Consider the following 18,178-nt stretch of genomic DNA (forward strand, 5'->3'; position numbering starts at 1 on the left):
ACAAAAGGCTAATTGAGAATGGTGCAATATCTCAGTTAAAACCATCTGCGCTGATCTGCGGTTCATCTATCAATCGAAACAAGCCATGAATTATGTTCCCGAAAATGCTTTGATCGTGCAAAGCGATCGCTCAATTTTACTAGAAGTTCACGCCCCAACAGCACAACAGGCGCGAGAAGCGATCGCCCCCTTTGCCGAATTAATCAAAAGTCCCGAACACATCCACACCTATCGCATCACGCCCCTCAGCGTGTGGAATGCACGGGCGGCGGGAATGCCAGTTGAAGACGCGATCGCAGCTTTGCGGAAGTATGCCAAGTATCCCATTCCTGACTCCGTAGCGCAGGAAATTGAACTGTTGGGGGCGCGGTATGGATTAACTGTAATTGAAAGAATCGATGCGGCTAGCCCCGATTTACAACTGCGAATTGCCGATTTGCCGCTAGCGGAATTGCTGGTACGGGACGATCGGGTTAAACCAATGTTGGGCAAGCGCATCTCGGATCTTTGCTTTCAAGTCGATGCCGGGAATCGCGGCGTACTCAAGCAAGCTTTACTAGCGGTGGGCTATCCGGCAGAAGATTTGGCTGGATATGTGGAGGGTGCCGAATTAGGGATTTCTTTGCGCGATCGAACTTTAGCGGACTTGCCCTTTAAGTTGCGTGCTTATCAACACAAAGCCGCAGAAGCATTCTATCAGGATGGGGACGTAAAAGGTGGCAGTGGGACGATCGTCCTACCCTGCGGGGCTGGTAAAACCATAGTCGGGATGTTAGCCATGAGTTTGGTAAAGCAAAAGACACTCATCCTCACCAGCAGTTTGACTTCAGTGCACCAGTGGCGCAGGGAAATATTAGACAAAACAAGTTTAACTGAGGATGCGATCGCTGAGTACAGCAGTGTCACCAAACAGACGGCTGCTGTCACCCTATCGACTTACCAAATGCTAAGTTATCGATCGAATAAAGATGATGAATTCCCGCATTTCGAGTTATTTAACGCCCAATCGTGGGGACTAATTATTTATGATGAAGTCCATCTATTACCTGCACCGATATTTCGGATCACCGCTGAATTACAAGCACGGCGCAGGTTAGGTTTAACTGCGACATTGATTCGCGAAGACGGGAAAGAAGGCGATGTATTCACCTTGATTGGGCCAAAGCGCTATGACGTACCTTGGCGCGAATTGGAAGGACAGGGATTTATTGCCACTGCCAATTGTACGGAAATCCGCGTCGCCCAAAATGAGGCGGAAAAAATGGAATATGCCCTAGCGCCCCGCCGCAGCCAGTTTCGGATTGCGGCGGAAAATCCGGGTAAGTTGGATGTGGTGCAAGGTTTGTTGCAAAAGGAGGCGGGACACCGTATTTTAATTATCGGTGAGTATCTCGAACAGTTGGATGCGATCGCCAAAATTACCGAATTGCCTCTGATTACGGGGAAGACGAAACAGGCTGAGCGCGATCGGTTATACGAAGCATTCCGTCACAAAGAGATTCCCGGATTAATTCTATCTCGTGTGGGCAATTTTGCCGTCGATTTACCCGATGCCGATGTGTTGATTCAGGTATCGGGAAAGTATGGTTCTCGCCAAGAAGAAGCGCAGCGCCTCGGACGAATTCTCCGCCCCAAACCCGACGGACACAATGCCAGCTTTTATACATTAGTATCGCTACAAACTTGCGAGGAAGATTTTGCCCGACACCGCCAACTCTTCCTCACCGAACAGGGCTACAACTATCGCATAGAAGTTCAAGGCAATGGTTAGTTAGCGATCGATAAATTCTTGGTAAAACTGCTCATGCAAACCTAAGAAATTATCCATCCCCTTCTTTGTCAGATACCCGCTCTTCTTACCAGTGTGCGGGTTTTTTACGTAGCTATCAATTTCTTTTGAAACATTAGGATTCTCGCTCCACCTAATGTTGAATGCTGCATACTTTGGGAAAAAGGTCATTGCTGCATAAGCATCAATGTGGTCATGTATCCACCATGCCAATGCTGTCCAATCTTGAGTGCGTTCATAGTAAGGGATGAATGATGTAACAATAATACATACTGTTGCTCCCATATACCCCTCTGAATCTTTTACGTCCCAGATATGTTCTGCATAGTTGTCCTCATTACTGGCACAGCCGTACTGATTTTTATTCTCTGCTCCTTTGGCGTTCACCGCACAAGAACGATAGGCTGAGCGGATACTAATCCGACCAAGCGCATCTTGAATTGGTTCAAGCACTCTCTCACACAAATTCTTTCCTGCTTTGATCGCCAAGTCAGGATCGCTAGGAATGTTAGGGATACCTTCAATTTGAGAGATTTCTGAATAAAGAAACTCACGCATGAAAAAACTCTTAGAGAGTTGAACCCGTCCTAGCTCTTCCAAAGCTTTAACAGTTTGTGGCTTTCTCATAGATTGAACTCCAGCAATTAGAGGTGAATAGCTTAATGTTAAACACTGGCAGATAATTTAGAAGCATTGTTGCCGCAAAAAGCGAAGCCACCTAACTGATAATTCTACCGCATCTGCGGTACAATACATGATAAAGTCTAAAAATACCGCAACTTGCCCATGTCTGTCCACCCCTTCTTACCCCCGTCGGAATCTCCTGTTCTCGATCGAGGGCGCACCACCCGACTCAAACATCTTACTCATCGCACTTAAAAAAGCGATCTTTGATTACTTGCTACTGACTGGTTTAAGTATGTAGGGTTTGTTCTGCCCCAAAAAACAGCCCACTTTCAACGATTAAAACCAAAGAGGTGAGGAACTTCGAGCAGTTATATTGTTGAACTGGCTAGAATCAACAAATATCTCACCTTTGAGAGTCTTGATAAAACAGGTAGGTAATGCAGAAATATAACAAATCTGCAGGAAAAATCAATGAAACAAACTATTAACATCGAACGAAAACTGTTACAATATTTGCGACTTCTTCCGCCAGAAAAACAACAAGAAGTTCTCGATTTTGTGCAGTTCTTAGTACAGCGCTCGCAACAAGTAAAACTGTTACAAAATACTCCTTCTGATTTTAGTATTTCGGCAGCAGAACCAACACCTCCCAAGCGATGGTTTAGAGAATTTTTGACGAGAATATTAGAAGCTCCTAAAATATTAGAACTGTCTAGGGAGAGCGCCACCCAACAAGATTTAACCGCTGCCCAATTAACCGAGTTTTCTGTACTCGATGGCGAGGAGTATTTAATTGACCCAGCTACTACTCGCAGCCACGACGCTTTTTTGAAAGGTTACGCACCCGAAGACGAAGGACTTTATGACGACTATTGAGCCTGGTGATTTTTGGGTAGCAAATATTCCCTTTACAAGCGGCGCAGGTTCTAAAAAACGCCCCATACTTTTACTGTGGTTGGATGGCGAGGATGTGGTAGCAGCAGTCGTTACCTCTGCAAAACCCCGCAGCCAAACTGATGTATTTCTTAATGATTGGTCTGTCAGCGGTTTGCGTGTTGCTTCAACAGTGCGTTTGTCTAGATTAGATTGTTTAGAAAAGTCTTTGTTGCTAGCGAAAATCGGGCAAATTTCTCAACCGGATGCAGCAGAAGTGAAACGAGTCTGGGATTTGTACGTTAAGCCTCAATTTTAACAGATAAAGGTTCTGCGTAAGTCCCGATCAGTAAACAGGTTGGGTTGAGAAACCAGGTGGCTGCGTCAGTCCAAAAAATGCGATCGCGCACCTTACTCAAAATTTCCATCTTCTAAAGCGCCATCCGACAAAGTATATTCATCTTCAAAAACTTCTGACCAAGCAAGTGAGGTTAATTGACATTTTTTACCCATTTCATCCTGGGCATCTTTCACCGCAACTTGAAAACATTTATCCCAGATAGACTCAATAAAATCACGATTTAAACTAGGCATTTCTTCTTGACTTTCTTCAATCTCTCGCCGCGCCGAACGAATACTAATAGCCCAGCTAGCAGTTCGTTTTTCAGGTTGAGATTTCCATTTAATAATATGAAGCATTAAACGAATTAACTGGCTTTTTACTGCTCGTTTTTCGGTTCTTCCCATTGCTTCAATTAAAGATTCTAAACCTGCCGTTGCTTCCATAGATTTTCCTTCTTTGAGAAGTGTCTGGACTGTGACAGCCGTTTGATAATGAGAACACACTGCTAACCAGTCCCAATCTTGTTTAGTCAGCATTCTTATTTCCTTGAAATTGCTTATATTCCTAAATTTATCATACCGATCGCCCCTCAACTCCCCTCTCCCATCCCCCAACAGCCCAACAATACTTAATAAAAACTTTATAAAACTTACCATTTCCGCATAGATTAGAGTTATCCTAGAAAATCCAGCAATCCTGCAAAGCGTCAACCTTCTCGTCACTTATCCAGTGGTTCGATGACTCAAACCCAAAGCACTAAAACCGCCACCCCAACTGCAATTTATTCCTTGACAATTGCTCCCGCCTGTGTATTGCGAGGTCGATCGGCGATCGCACAAGCCGGAGATGCGATCGCCCGTTTCGGAAAGCGGCCGCTAATCGTCGGCGGCAGCAACTCCCTCGCCGCCGCCCAACCCTACCTGCAACCAATCCTCGAACAGCAGCAGTTAAAATCCGCCGAAACAGCCTACGGCAAGGATTGCAGCGAAACCAGCCTCGAAACCCTCCGCGCAGCAGCCCAAACCCATCAAGCCGACTTCATCATCGGTGTCGGCGGCGGCAAAGCCTTAGACGCAGCCAAACTCGTCGCTTATCAGTGCAAAATCCCGATCGTCACCATACCCACATCAGCAGCCACCTGTGCCGCTTGGACAGCCCTTTCTAACATTTATTCAGAACAAGGTGCATTCCAATACGATGTCACATTAGCCAGATGTCCCGATTTATTAATACTCGACTACGGCTTAATTCAAACCGCACCACAGCGGACATTAGTAGCAGGAATTGGAGATGCGATCGCCAAATGGTACGAAGCATCAGTCAGCAGCGGACACTCCGAACAAACCCTGATTATTTCTGCCGTTCAACAAGCTAGAATACTGCGCGATATATTATTCCAAAAATCAGCCCCCGCCCTCAAAGAACCCGGTAGCGAAACCTGGCAAGAAGTCACAGATGCAGCCGTATTGCTAGCAGGAGTAATCGGCGGAATTGGCGGCGCCCAATGCCGCACCGTCGCCGCCCACGCCGTCCACAACGGCCTAACTCATCTATTAGCAAGTCACGGCACATTGCACGGCGAAAAAGTTGCCTACGGCATTTTAGTACAACTGCGACTAGAAGAAATGCTGCAAAACAATCAACTCGCCGCTAGCGCCAGACAGCAACTGCTAAAATTCTACAGCGAGATTGGATTACCCCAAACTTTAGACAACCTCGGACTCGGAGACATTACCATAGCAGAATTGCAGCGCGCCGCCGATATCGCCTGCAATCCCAATTCCGACATCCACCGACTGCCTTTTAAAGTTGTTCCCCAACAATTAATGGCAGCGATGGTTTCTACCACCGCACCTGTGGGAGAATTAAAGATTAAGAATTAAAACAGTTTGTAGTAAGGACTAAAGTCCTGAAAAGGCTGTGCTAGCAAGGACGAAAGTCCTTACTACAAACCAGGAAAACTGACAACTGACAAAAAATAAATGACCTTGGATTGGATTACCCCTGCTGACAGGTTGCAAAAACTACCGCCCTACGTATTTGCCCGTCTCGACGAACTCAAAGCCCGCGCCCGCGAACAAGGACTCGATTTAATAGACTTAGGAATGGGAAACCCCGACGGTGCCACTCCTCAACCAGTAGTAGAAGCCGCTGTCGCAGCCATCCAAAATTCTGCAAATCACGGCTATCCACCCTTTGAAGGAACTGCCAGTTTCCGCCGTACTATTACTAAATGGTACAGCCGTCGCTACAACGTTGAACTCGATCCAGAAAGCGAAGCATTGCCTCTGTTGGGTTCTAAAGAAGGTTTAGCACATTTTGCGATCGCCTATATCAATCCAGGGGACTTAATATTAGTACCCAGTCCGGCTTATCCCGTATTATTTCGCGGCCCAATCATTGCCGGTGCAAAAGTTCACAACATCATCCTCAAACCAGAAAATGACTGGGTAATTGACTTAGCCGACATTCCCGACAGCGTAGCCGAACAAGCCAAAATACTTTATTTCAATTATCCCAGCAATCCGACTGGAGCAACTGCACCCCGCGAATTTTACAAAGATATTGTGGCTTTCGCACACAAGCATCAAATCTTGCTGGTTCACGATTTGTGTTATGCGGAATTAGCCTTTGACGGCTATCAACCGACAAGTTTATTAGAAATTCCCGGCGGTAAAGAAATCGGCGTAGAATTTCACACGATGTCCAAAACCTACAATATGGCCGGCTGGCGCGTCGGTTTTGTAGTAGGAAATAGCAAGATTATTCAAGGTTTGCGGACATTAAAAACTAACCTAGATTACGGTATATTTTCCGCCTTGCAAACAGCAGCAGAAACTGCACTGCAATTGCCCGACAGTTACTTGCACGAAGTGCAGAATCGTTACAGGACTCGCCGGGATTTCATGGTGGAAGGATTGGCAGAATTAGGGTGGAATATTCCCAAACCTCTGGCTGCAATGTATCTTTGGGTTCCCTGCACTCCGGGCATGAGTTCTACTGATTTTGCCCTCAATGTTTTGCAGCAAACGGGTGTTGTGGTGACTCCTGGTAATGCTTTTGGGCCGGGCGGCGAAGGATATGTGAGAATTAGTTTAATTGCAGATTGCGCTCGGCTGGGAGAAGCATTGCGGCGTTTGAAACAAGCAAACATTCGCTATCAATAGTCATTGGTCATTAGTCAGTTGTTAGTTGTTATTGGTTATTTGTGGGTTGTTAGTTGTTATATCATGTCCGGTCAATTAACCATGATTCCTGTAGGGGCGGGTTCACCAAGATATTGAATAGAAATGGGAAAATCTGTAAACCCGCCCCGGCCTTTAATCGCGGTCAATAGATCGGACATGATATTATAGGTTATTTGTGGGTTGTTAGTTGTTATTGGTTATTTGTTATTTGTTGGCGATCGTAACCAATTATTAACACCAAGGACTACTGACTAATGACTACTGACTAATGACTACTGACTAATGACTATAACGTTTGAATTTGCTCAATCACCCAGTCAAAAGTTTCCATAACTTGCTTCAGTGCAGATTCGTCTTGCAAAGTAAACAAAGCCAGACTCGGCGACCTTCTCTCGCCCGGTTCTGTAGGTAGCGACAGACCGATCGCACTCAGCTTACTTCTCAATTCCAGCCAATTTTGTTCCGCATTAAACGGCGGCTGAGAACCGTAATTGTTAGCAGAAATCTCCATTCTGCCAGCAATATCTACAGTGAATAACTGATAGGGCTTTCTTCCCTTTTGAGGCAATTGAGCCGCGAAACCGCCGTAGGCATCCCCCGTTCCCCAGTGGATTTGAACTTCGGGTTCTTGACTTTTTGCCCAAACGTAAATTGCTCTTGCCATTTGCGCCTCGTCCGCGCCTCGTCTAGCTTTGATTTCCGCAAAAAATGAAGATTCATCCCAGCGCCTTCTTTCGCGCGTTGCGCTGGATTTTTTCTGCTGTGCTTCCGCTGTCTGACCGATCACTCTGGGAACCAGCGTTTTCAAACCGTCTTCGCTTACATACTGCTTAATTTCCAGGGCCAAAACTTCAACCGGGTCCATTTGTTCGTTGAGAAATTCCACAACTCGGCGCATTTCAGCGGAAATCTCGTCAGCTACAAACACTAAGCGAACTTTACCCGCTTGCAAATTAGTTTTAACCTTCTGCCAAAATCTTTCTTCATTAGCATTTGCGCCGAGAAACTCTTCAAAAATTTGTTCAGGATCGCGACCCCGATCGCGACAATTAGCTTCAAACAGAGAAATAATTGAATCGATCGGCCAGTAAACCAACGCATTAGCAGCATAGTCGATCGACTGACCCAAAACTTTTTGCCGCAGTTCGGCATTAGGAGTTCGCCGGACATCCACCAAAGTAGGAACTGCATTTTGGTCGAGAAACAAATGATCCAGCGACCACTGCACCGCTGTTTCCTCATCGCTGGGTGCAGCTTCCCGCGAAATTAACAGCCACCTCCGCGCCGTCACCCGATCGATTTGGTCTCCCGCGATCAAATTAGGATAAGTTACTAGCAAGTCTTGTAACTGGTCTTCCGAGTCGTAGGGCTGTTCCATCATTTCTACCAGCCTGTCGTCGTCCTGAATCAGATAAATACCTCCAGCCATGCCAGCCCACCTACTTAATTTTAGATTTGAGATTTGAGATTTGAGATTTCCGGCTTAGTTATTAGTCTTTAGTCTTCATTCCGCAGCCAATGATATCATGTCCGATCGATTAACCATAATATCCCCGTCGGGGCTGGTTTGTGAGAGAGGGTAAACGCATCTTAACTTTTACCCAAAATATGATACAATTAAATCCGACTAATTTTTCATGTAGTTGATTGTAGTTTATTGATGCTATCAATGGCAAGAGGTTTTAGTAAAGCTGTAACTTCCCAACAAAAATAAACAGATTCATTAACACCTTCAATGAATCTTTTAAATACCCTTTTTTTAGAGCATTTTCCCAACTATAAAAATTCAAGAATAGAAAGAAGTAAAGAACACTTACTTAAAGATATTAGATCGACGATGGCGATTCTAGCTGTCCAGACGCGGTGCAGACGGATGGGTGGCAATAGAAGCCTAGGTAATGCCAAATATCAATGCTTAAAAAGCTTTCTATAATTACCGAATAGCCTACCATCTCATGACACATTTAGTCGGCTATTTTCCAGAAGTGAACCACAATAGTTTCAAGAATGTTTTTTGACTTGGGTAAATGCCATAGTCTGGGAATTAGAACTAAACGTGATTGCCATTGATGGCGAAACAATGAAACAATCTTATGACCCAAATGACCAGCAAAAAGCGATATATATAGTTACAACCTAGTCTTCATCTCATCAATTGGTTTTAGGAAAAAAAAGGATAAAAAATCTAATGGACTGACCAAGAATTTCTTGATGGTACCCGCCACGTGATTTATCCGTGGTATCAATCCAAAATCGAAAATCGAAAATCCTCAAGCCCCCGAATTTATCCGTGGGGTAAATCGAAAATCGAAAATCGAAAATCTAATGACAGCGATTCCGGAATTAATAAAAATGTTATAAATTGCCGGAAGTGTAATAACTATAGATGATCGGCTGTTATCAAAAAAATATAATATCTCGGATTTTTAAGAAAAAAGAAGATTATATTTTAGCTTTCAAAGGGAATCAACAACTTCTATACAAAGCCGTGAAAGAGTGGTTTGAAGTAGCTCAAGAAGCAGATTGTTTAGGAAAAAAGTATGATTATTATGAACATGAACAAGTAGAAGCAGGACATCATCGAATGGAAAAAAGACAAGTCTGGACTGTGGATGTATCCGAGTTAGCACCTCTGTATAATCAAGCATTATGGACGGGCTTAAAAACAGTTGTCATGATAGTTAGTGAACAAAGATTGTAGAATAAAACCACCACAGAAGCTCGTTTTTATTTGAGTAGTTTAAGCAGTAATGCTGAGACAATTGCTGGGGCGAGCCGCAGTCACTGGGGCATTAAAAATAGCTTATATTGGACGCTTGATGTTACATTTTGTAAATATAAAAGCGGGATTCGGAAACAGAACTCTCCCGTAAATTTTGCACTTCAATCGGAGGCTAGCCATAAATATAGTGCAACAATAAAAAACTTCTAAACAAAGTCTAAAAATGAAACGCTATCGAGCGGGAATGGATAATTACAGCATATTCCATGTATATGTAGTACACACAATCTTGTAGTAAGTAAGGTGCGTCGCCACCCATCAATCTGCAAGTTCTATTTAAAAGGTCGCAGATCCGCACCCTACATATTAAAATCACACAACATAAATATAGTGGCTACTGTACTTCATCAACCACCGAATATGCTGTATTGATTTCAAATTTTAAACTTGGCCAGCTAACGCTCAAAATATAACACCCATCTCTTGTGAAATTTATCCGGATTTAAAAAAAATATAAATTCTTAAAGTTTTGATTGAATCTGCTTAACTGGGCTTAAAATTAATAATTTTCAGAATGTTTTTTATTTATTTAGTAATGCACAAACTCACTTTTTTGTCAAATTAATTTAGATGCGTTTACCAGGCTCTAAGTATAATCTTTATTAGAATTTCTGTAATATCTAAACTTATTAACTCACAAAAATACCTGTAAGTGAATATATAATTGCTTTCCCACCGCCTAATTTTTAGATTTTATAGTTGATTTTTATAAAAACTATTAACCTTTTTAAATAAAAGGTTCTGTAGAGCCGGAATTAACAACCGAATCAAGTTGATTAAGCGGCAAGCTTATGGATTTGTCAACTTTGATAACTTTCGGGCGAGGCTATTAGCTTGCTTTTCTGATTAATTTTGCTTATCATCTTGACTCCAGAAGAACCGAATAAGCTAGAGGCAGTTTAACACCGAAAAGCGTAGCTCCATAGAAGTTACAATATAAAGATATTGTGAACTTACCTTGAGTGTCGCTAAAATATTAAAATAACAGCTCGCGAGTGGAATTTAAGAGGTAAGACTTGAAACAAGTTGGATTAGTGGCGATCGGACGCAATGAAGGGCCGCGCCTGCGCCAGTGCCTAGTATCGGCCACAGACAAAGTTGCCCGCGTCGTGTATGTCGATTCCGGATCAACAGACGGTAGCCTAGAGTTAGCCCGATCGATCGGAGCCGATACAGTAGAACTAAACTTATCTATACCGTTTACTGCAGCACGCGCCAGAAACGAAGGCTTTGCTCGCTTGCTGAAACTATCACCAGACATCGAATTTGTCCAATTTGTAGACGGCGACTGCGAATTGGTTGACGGATGGATCGAACTCGCCCAGCAAGAACTCACAGCCAAACCCGACGTAGCTGTAGTGTGCGGGCGCCGGCGCGAAAGATTTCCCAACGCCACAGCATACAACCGACTCTGCGACATCGAGTGGGACACGCCTGTCGGCGAAGCCAAAGCCTGCGGCGGCGACTCGATGATGCGCGTCGCGGCGTTCGAGCAAGTCGGCGGTTTCAACCCTGCACTCATTGCTGGCGAAGAACCGGAACTCTGCGTGCGGCTGCGTCAAAACGGCTGGAAAATCGAGCGATTAGATGCAGAAATGACCCTGCACGACGCCCAAATGACAAGTTTTACCCAGTGGTGGAAACGTTCTCAAAGAGCCGGTCACGCCTACGCCGAGGGTTCCTGGCTGCACGGAAACACCCCCGATCGCCACTGGGTCAAAGAGACCACCAGCATCTGGTTCTGGGGATTCGTTCTGCCTGTGCTAGCATTGGGCACAGCCTGGTTCACCCACGGGTGGAGCCTGTGGTTGCTCGCCGCCTACCCGATACTTACCTACCGAATTTACCGCCGGATGTTGCAGCGGAATTTGCCAGCCAAGGATTCTGGTCTTTATGCTATATCTTGTGCGATCGGGAGATTTCCCCAATTGCAAGGTCAGATTCAGTTTCATCAGCGTCGCTTGCTGGGACAGCGCAGCAACTTGATCGAATACAAGAGATCAAGCCCATCAATGGAGCAAGTTAGAATTAGTGCTAAGTCTACTAAGTAGGTTAGCCACCATCAACTTAACAGGTTTTTTCTGGAACGTACTTCTCCCCTGTAATCCCGAGTCCTGTGTAGAGGCGGGTTTTCTCCCCAACCTCTACACCCGACACCGGAACCTCAAAAAACCTGCAACCGATCGAGTAATTTCTTCAAAACTAAACTTACAAAGATCGATTTATAAACAAAGGTATCCAACCAATGAACAACCAAAAATTGTAATTGCTCAACTAGGGGAAAAAAGGGAGCCATCAGTAGAGAGAGCTTGTTGAATGGATTGATAAGCAGTTAAACCCGGGCGCTTGCCACTATTAACAACTGAACGAACGGCAGCAAACAAATCTCGCCCCCATTCCGAACGGAAGCCATTAGTCACACGGCGAAATATCACGCTCATCCGAATCGCCTGTTCACTACGATTATTCGTGGGTGGAATTGTCGCATTTTCCAGAAATAGAAATAAATTGTCAATCAGCCCACCGTAACGTTTTCGTAACCGTATACCATCCGGATGCTGTGGTGCTAAATCCAAAATTTTGGTTAATCTTTCCTGTAAATTTATTCGATATCGATTGAGTCTAGTATCATCGATATTCTCCCGTTGCCGATGGATAATAAAAGCCCTTAATAATAACCTCTTCATCGCTGGGGCAAAAATTCTGGCAAGAGCATCAATCGCATATTGGCAATCCCGCAGTTGATGGGCACTCACACACTTGCGATTGTGGTGCTGGGTGATTTTTTTTGAGCGCGGGAGAAATCTGACACCCAGATATCGGGACGATGTTCTGCGAGAACTTCGTTAGGATTGATATCAAATCCGGTAGCATCGGAATTATTCATCTCTGTATTCTCTCCCTCTGCGTTCTCTGCGCCCTCTGCGGTTAAATCATTCCGATGCAACCGGAAACGATATGAGAATTAAATAACTTAGAATGCGTGATGGTTCTTGTGGGATGGGCGTCCTGCCCGTCCAGAAAGGGCGGGCGGGACGCCCAACCCACTTTCAAGAGTGTAAATTATTTAATTCGCGATCCTAAGTTATTTATTTTCTATTGCTCAGCGGAAATCTCGTCAGCTACAAACACTAAGCGAACTTTACCCGCTTGCAAATGAGTTTTAACCTTTTGCCAAAATAGGTCTTCATTAGTATTTGCACCAAGAAACTCTTCAAAAATCTGTTCGGGATCGCGACCCCGATCGCGACAATTAGCTTCAAACAGAGCAATAATTGAATCGATCGGCCAGTAAACCAACGCATTAGCAGCATAGTCGATCGACTGACCCAAAACTTTTTGCCGCAGTTCGGCATTAGGAGTTCGCCGGACATCCACCAAAGTAGGAACTGCATTTTGGTCGAGAAACAAATGATCTAGCGACCACTGCACCGCTGTTTCCTCATCGCTGGGTGCAGCTTCCCGCGAAATTAACAGCCACCTGCGCGCCGTCGCCCGATCGATTTGGTCTCCCGCGATCAAATTAGGATAAGTTACTAGCAAGTCTTGTAACTGGTCTTCCGAGTCGTAGGGCTGTTCCATCATTTCTACCAGCCTGTCGTCGTCCTGAATCAGATAAATACCTCCAGCCATGCCAGCCCACCTACTCAATTTTAGATTTTAGATTTGAGATTTGAGATTTTAGGCTTAGTTATTAGTCTTCATTCTTCAGTCGGCCGCCAATGATATCATGTCCGATCAATTAACCATAATATCCCCGTCGGGGCGGGTTTTGGAGATTGTCAATTATTGGCAGGTATTGTTAGCTCACGGGCTCCTACAAAAATCGCGCTCGCTCGACCGGACCTGATAGGATTTGTGAAGGCGAAATGCATTGGTCAGAATTCAATAAAAATTTTGAATTCAATAATTTTTATTGTTTGTTAATTCAATAAAAAATTCCTTCTGACCAGTGATATCATGTCCGATCGAGTGACCGCGATTAAAGCGATTAAAGGGGCGGGTTTTTGAGATTGTCAATTATTGGGAGATATTTTTCGTTAACCCGCCCCTACCGTATTAGGGGTAATCGACCGGACATAATATGACTAATAACTGATGACTGATGACTAATGACTAATACAACCAGTAAATACTCGCTGTGCCGGCCCGGTCATGTAAATCCGCCCAGAAACTTCTGCCCATTCGATTTCCAAAACGCCGCCGGGGAGTTCAACCGCAGTTGCTCGATCGCACTTTCCTACCAACACCCCAGCTACCACAGCAGCACAAGCACCAGTCCCACAAGCTAGAGTAACACCCGCGCCTCTTTCCCACACCCGCATTTTTACATAGTCTGAACGTACCACTTGAATAAATTCCGTATTGGTACGCTGCGGGAATGCTTTGTTGTGCTCGAATTGAGGCCCGACAGTTTCTAAAGCAACAGCAGCAACATCCTCTACAAATGTAATGCAGTGAGGATTGCCCATGCTGACGCAGGTAACAGACCAAGATTTATCAGCAACTTCGATCGGCACATCAATAACTTTCGCATCCGCTGCAGCCAAAGTTGTCGGAATTTCCGCAGCCAGCAGCCGGGGAACCCCCATATCCACCTTCACCTGACCGTCCGATCGCAATTCCGGGCTAATCACACCAGCCAGAGTGTGGATGCGGTACTGAGTTTTCGCCTCTGACCCGTCCAAATCCGCGATAAACTTAGCCAAACAGCGAATCCCGTTGCCGCACATTTCTGGTTCCGAACCGTCGGAGTTAAAAATCCGCATCGTATAGTCAGTGTCATTTTGACCCGGAAGAGCAAATATCACACCGTCTGCACCAATCCCGAAATGTCGATCGCACAAATCCACAGCTTGTTCTGGCGCGATCACCGGTTCTGACGAGTGGCGGTTGTCAATCAGAATAAAATCATTTCCCAGTCCGTGATACTTCGCAAACTCGATCGGCATAAAAACAAACCTCTTTTGGTTAAAACTGATTAGATAATTTGACGCTCAAATTACCCATTTCCCAGTATTATAAAACTTTATGCAATTTATAGTCTTTTCTAGTGAAATATAAACAAATATAATATTTATAACTTCACAGGGATATCTAATTAATGCTGATGTCAATGGCTCAATGAATATCGGTCGAAAACTAGCCACCAACTGGTTTCTCTCTCATCGGGTAGACACCCTTGTAGTTGCGGCAGTAAGGGTTAAACGGTATAAACAGAAGAATATGGTTTAAGGTAATATTTGACTATAATTTTCTGAACTATGTCTGAATTTGAAACCGGATTGCCCAGCGTTCGCTTAATACAAAGCTACATCAAAGACAAAAAACAGGTGGAGATCAAACTCCTGACCGGCGACTTAGTAGCTGGCAGAATTTTTTGGCAGGATAATAGCTGCATTTGCCTCCTCGATCCATCAGAAACACAAATTCTGATCTCGCGACCAGCAATTGCTTATCTCAAACCCAACGGCTGAGGAGAGGGGCATGGGGCATGGGGCATGGGGCATGGGGCATTGTTGAGAGTTGACTGTTGACTGTTGACTGTTGGCTAGAAAGCTCACCACAGTCAACTGCCAACTCTCAACTGTCAACCGCCAACTGCCAACTGCCAACTGACTAATCGCTAAACAGCTTTTCGATGACTTGGGCCTTGACCAAAGGCAGCTTTAAAGCAGGTTGCGGCACCCGCGGTGAGGCCGTCCGCTGCATCAAGCCGAGCTCGTAAAAGCCGCCGCACAGCAGCAAACGATCGCCTTCTTGCAAATTGCTACTTCCGTCGGGCCAGCGAGTAAATTTCCCTTCCCGGCGGATAGCCCGCACCTGCACCCCGTACTGGGTCAGCACATCTACCTCTGACAGTTTTTTGCCCGCCCAAGGGCTGTTTGCTGGCAGCCTCAGCCACTGACAAGAACTGTCGCCCTGCGGCACTGCAACTTCGCCCTTCGCCAGCAACTCAAAACTGATGAGTTCTTCCGGTTCTCCCACTACAAAAAGTCGATCGCCCGACTGCAAAGCTGTCTTCCCGTTGGGATAATCAATTTCCTCGCCATTCTCGCGGACGATCGCCATCACGCTGACCCCTGTCAACTGCCGCAAGTTAGTTTCTTCCAGAGTCATGCTGGCGATGGGAGAACCCGACGGCAAGTTGTACCACTCGCTGTTCATATCTCGAACCGCCACTTTCAAATCCCGCGAAACCGCCAAAGGTTCGCGCGGTGGCCGCAATTCCAGATAGCGGCTGCTGCGAATTTGCTGCACATCTCGCCCGATCGCCATTGCCGAAAGTCCCATGCCAGCCAGCAAGTGGGAAGACAGTTCTAAACTGGCCTCAAACTCCGGCTGCACAACTTCCCAGGCCCCCAATTGATAAAGCAATTCGATGTCTTTATCTTGGTTCGCGCACACCACAATATCCAAATCCGGGACTAATTCTAAAGCCCGCTTCAGACACAAGCGAGTGCTCATGGGATCGGGAAGGGCGATCGCCATTGCTTTTGCCCGTTCCACCCGCGCGGCTTCCAATACGTGCAAGCTGGCAGCATTCCCGTAAATGTAAGGAATTCCTTGCATTCTGCAATCTTGAATTCTACTTTCTGACTCATCGATCACCACAACAGAACAGTTGCGGCTTTGCAGCATTTTGACTAAAATTCTGCCGACTCGCCCGTAGCCACAAACCACAACATAATTTTGTTCCGGCAAAGTTTCAGCTATTGCCACAGGTTGAGATGTTTCGTCAAAATAGCGCTGCAAAGGCCCGAAATTTTCCGCCCATTTCAATAACTGGGGCACGCTTCTCAACACAAACGGAGTCAGCACCAGGGTGACTGCTGTCGTGCCTAAAATTAACAGGTAAACGTTCCGCGAAACCAGCCCCATAGCTTGGCCGGCACTAGCGAGTACAAAGGAGAATTCTCCTATTTGAGCTAAGCCCAAACCTGCGATTAATGCTGTTTTTAGCGGATAGCCAAATAGTCGGACGATCGGCGTTATAATCAAGAATTTGCCGACAAATACTATAAATACCAGTCCCAGAATTACTTCTAGATGGTTCCACAGAAACATCGGGTCAATTAACATTCCGATGGTGACAAAAAATAAGGATGCAAAAATATCTCGCAAAGGCTCGACGTAAGTTAGAGTTTGGTCAGCATATTCCACCTCCGAAATCATTAAACCCGCCACAAATGCGCCCATCTCGATCGAAAAACCCAAATATTCTGTCAGCAGCGCAATCCCTAAAGCTAAAACCACAACTCCCAGCAAAAACAGTTCCCGGCTTTCTGTTTTCGCTAGGTATCGCAGCAACTGCGGTACCATCCAAATGCCCGCGACTACAGCACCGATCGCAAATAACCCGATCCGCAGCAGGGCCCACGCTACCGTCATGCCGATCTCTTCTGCTGGCTGATTGAGAGCCGGCAAAACTGCTAACATTAGCCCCAAAGCCAAATCTTGAACTACTAATATTCCCAGCATGACTTGACCGTGGGAAGTACCGGATTCATTGCGTTCCATCAAGCACTTGAGTACAACTGCGGTCGAGGAAAGCGACAGAATTGCCCCTAAAAACACGCCTTGAGCAGGCGATTCTACCCAGCCTACAGCTAAGGAAATTGCAGTAGTAATGGCGATCGTCAGCACAATTTGCAAGCTCCCTCCGCCCAAACTAATGGCTTTTACTTTCTGGAGTTCCGCGAAAGAAAATTCCACTCCCAAGGCAAATAACAGAAAAGCAACCCCGAATTCAGCCAGGGTGTCTACCTGAATTAATTCTTTAATCAGTCCCAAACCGGCCGGCCCAACTACGATCCCTCCCAGGAGATAGCCGAGAATTACCGGCTGTCGCAATAGCGATGCAAAGAGTCCTCCTGCTGCGGCAGCAGCGAGAACTAGAACTAAGTCAACGATCAGTCGGAAGTCTTCTTGCACAAGTTTATGAAAAAAGTATAAAGTTATATTATAGTGTCTAATGTGTTGACTATGTTTAGTGGGTTGACAGTAGTTGAGGAACAAGCACAACGGCCACCCTCGACTAAGGTATTTTTTCATTGCACAGAGTTCAACTCCTCACAAAAAGCTTAACCTCTGGCAAGTTGATCGAGGGATTGCGGCGGTATTAGTGGTAATGTTTCACCTTAACGAGATGAGCGCCGAGAGATTAAATCAAGTTACTTTTTTTAATTTATTTCAGGCTGGGTGGATCGGTGTTGATTACTTTTTTGTATTGAGCGGTTTTCTCATGGTGTAGGTTCACCGATCGGCGAATGGTAAAAAGGATTAGTTAAAATCGTTTTTATTTATGCAAGCCCTGCTTGCAGATTTACCAGATATACTGGATAATGACTCAGGCACTTTGGTGTTTTTTTATAGTAATCCCCGGTTTTGCTAACAATAAAGATTTAGGTTTTAGACAAGTAATTTGGTCGTTAATCTTGATACCTCAAAATGACTTGTCCATTCGGGATGTAGGTTGGACAAAGCTACCGTCGCACCTGTAAGGAATGAGAATTAAATAACTTCCACAAGTTTGTGGGATGGGCGTCCCGCCCGTCCTTTTTGGACGGGCGGGA

General features: G+C 45.3%; 15 protein-coding genes and 2 pseudogenes. 9 read left to right on the top strand and 8 right to left on the bottom strand.

All coding sequences use genetic code 11. The annotated features are described in order from the left end of the window. The first annotated feature begins 85 nt into the window (after window positions 1-85). A complete protein-coding gene (locus tag QT987_RS00985; RefSeq protein ID WP_333236488.1) occupies window positions 86-1,771 on the top strand; it encodes a DNA repair helicase XPB in 1,686 nt (561 codons plus the stop codon). Here QT987_RS00985 and QT987_RS00990 read toward each other — a convergent pair whose 3' ends face one another. After that, window positions 1,772-2,416, bottom strand: a complete 645-nt coding sequence (locus QT987_RS00990) for a peptidase M15 (RefSeq protein WP_333236490.1) — start codon at window positions 2,414-2,416, stop codon at window positions 1,772-1,774. A 471-nt stretch (window positions 2,417-2,887) separates the two neighbouring features. Between QT987_RS00990 and QT987_RS00995 the strand changes: the two genes are divergently transcribed. Next, entirely contained in the window at window positions 2,888-3,292 is a 405-nt protein-coding gene (locus QT987_RS00995) for a DUF2281 domain-containing protein (RefSeq protein WP_333236492.1), read from the top strand. After that, window positions 3,279-3,608, top strand: coding sequence for a type II toxin-antitoxin system PemK/MazF family toxin (locus tag QT987_RS01000; RefSeq protein ID WP_333236494.1), 330 nt, complete (start codon window positions 3,279-3,281; stop codon window positions 3,606-3,608). Before QT987_RS00995 ends, QT987_RS01000 begins: the two co-directional genes overlap by 14 nt. 92 nt (window positions 3,609-3,700) lie before the next feature. On the opposite strand, the gene QT987_RS01005 is transcribed toward QT987_RS01000, so the two are convergent. After that, a complete protein-coding gene (locus tag QT987_RS01005) occupies window positions 3,701-4,168 on the bottom strand; it encodes a DUF29 domain-containing protein (RefSeq protein ID WP_333236497.1) in 468 nt (155 codons plus the stop codon). A gap of 201 nt (window positions 4,169-4,369) precedes the next feature. Between QT987_RS01005 and QT987_RS01010 the strand changes: the two genes are divergently transcribed. Both QT987_RS01010 and QT987_RS01015 read left to right on the top strand, forming a co-directional pair. Continuing rightward, entirely contained in the window at window positions 4,370-5,515 is a 1,146-nt protein-coding gene (locus QT987_RS01010; protein WP_333236500.1) for an iron-containing alcohol dehydrogenase family protein, read from the top strand. A 99-nt stretch (window positions 5,516-5,614) separates the two neighbouring features. Beyond that, window positions 5,615-6,799, top strand: a complete 1,185-nt coding sequence (locus QT987_RS01015) for an aspartate aminotransferase (protein WP_333236502.1) — start codon at window positions 5,615-5,617, stop codon at window positions 6,797-6,799. Window positions 6,800-7,106: 307 nt separating this feature from the next. Here the strand turns inward: QT987_RS01015 and QT987_RS01020 are convergent, their stop codons facing one another. Next, on the bottom strand, window positions 7,107-8,249 hold the full coding sequence (locus tag QT987_RS01020) for a hypothetical protein (RefSeq protein WP_333236504.1): 1,143 nt from the start codon (window positions 8,247-8,249) through the stop codon (window positions 7,107-7,109). Window positions 8,250-9,206: 957 nt separating this feature from the next. On the opposite strand from QT987_RS01020, the gene QT987_RS01025 reads away from it, so the two are divergent. The 3 genes and pseudogenes from QT987_RS01025 to QT987_RS01035 all read left to right on the top strand — a co-directional run bounded on the left by QT987_RS01025 (window position 9,207) and on the right by QT987_RS01035 (window position 11,653). Next, window positions 9,207-9,521, top strand: a complete 315-nt coding sequence (locus QT987_RS01025) for an ISAs1 family transposase (RefSeq protein ID WP_333236507.1) — start codon at window positions 9,207-9,209, stop codon at window positions 9,519-9,521. Window positions 9,522-10,353: 832 nt separating this feature from the next. Continuing rightward, window positions 10,354-10,452 (top strand): annotated as a pseudogene (locus QT987_RS01030) (transposase); the annotation flags it as partial. Between the two features lie 166 nt (window positions 10,453-10,618). Beyond that, window positions 10,619-11,653 carry a glycosyltransferase family 2 protein gene (locus QT987_RS01035; protein WP_333236509.1) on the top strand — a complete coding sequence of 345 codons (1,035 nt, stop codon included), beginning with the start codon at window positions 10,619-10,621 and terminating at the stop codon, window positions 11,651-11,653. Window positions 11,654-11,872: 219 nt separating this feature from the next. On the opposite strand, the gene QT987_RS01040 is transcribed toward QT987_RS01035, so the two are convergent. From QT987_RS01040 to dapF, 4 genes and pseudogenes are all read right to left on the bottom strand, one after another. Next, entirely contained in the window at window positions 11,873-12,358 is a 486-nt protein-coding gene (locus QT987_RS01040; RefSeq protein WP_333320399.1) for an IS66 family transposase, read from the bottom strand. Next, window positions 12,355-12,489, bottom strand: a complete 135-nt coding sequence (locus QT987_RS01045) for a hypothetical protein (protein WP_333236512.1) — start codon at window positions 12,487-12,489, stop codon at window positions 12,355-12,357. The genes QT987_RS01040 and QT987_RS01045 overlap by 4 nt, the downstream gene beginning before the upstream one ends. Window positions 12,490-12,704: 215 nt before the next feature. Further along, window positions 12,705-13,235 (bottom strand): annotated as a pseudogene (locus QT987_RS01050) (hypothetical protein); the annotation flags it as partial. 476 nt (window positions 13,236-13,711) lie between these two features. Then, window positions 13,712-14,554, bottom strand: a complete 843-nt coding sequence (gene dapF, locus QT987_RS01055) for a diaminopimelate epimerase (RefSeq protein WP_333236513.1) — start codon at window positions 14,552-14,554, stop codon at window positions 13,712-13,714. A gap of 312 nt (window positions 14,555-14,866) precedes the next feature. Between dapF and QT987_RS01060 the strand changes: the two genes are divergently transcribed. After that, on the top strand, window positions 14,867-15,079 hold the full coding sequence (locus QT987_RS01060; RefSeq protein WP_333150164.1) for an Hfq-related RNA-binding protein: 213 nt from the start codon (window positions 14,867-14,869) through the stop codon (window positions 15,077-15,079). 142 nt (window positions 15,080-15,221) lie between these two features. Here QT987_RS01060 and QT987_RS01065 read toward each other — a convergent pair whose 3' ends face one another. Beyond that, a complete protein-coding gene (locus QT987_RS01065; protein ID WP_333236515.1) occupies window positions 15,222-17,537 on the bottom strand; it encodes a cation:proton antiporter domain-containing protein in 2,316 nt (771 codons plus the stop codon). Window positions 17,538-18,178 lie beyond the last annotated feature (641 nt).

The organism is Microcoleus sp. SVA1B4 (assembly GCF_036700545.1).
Lineage (GTDB): Bacteria > Cyanobacteriota > Cyanobacteriia > Cyanobacteriales > Microcoleaceae > Microcoleus.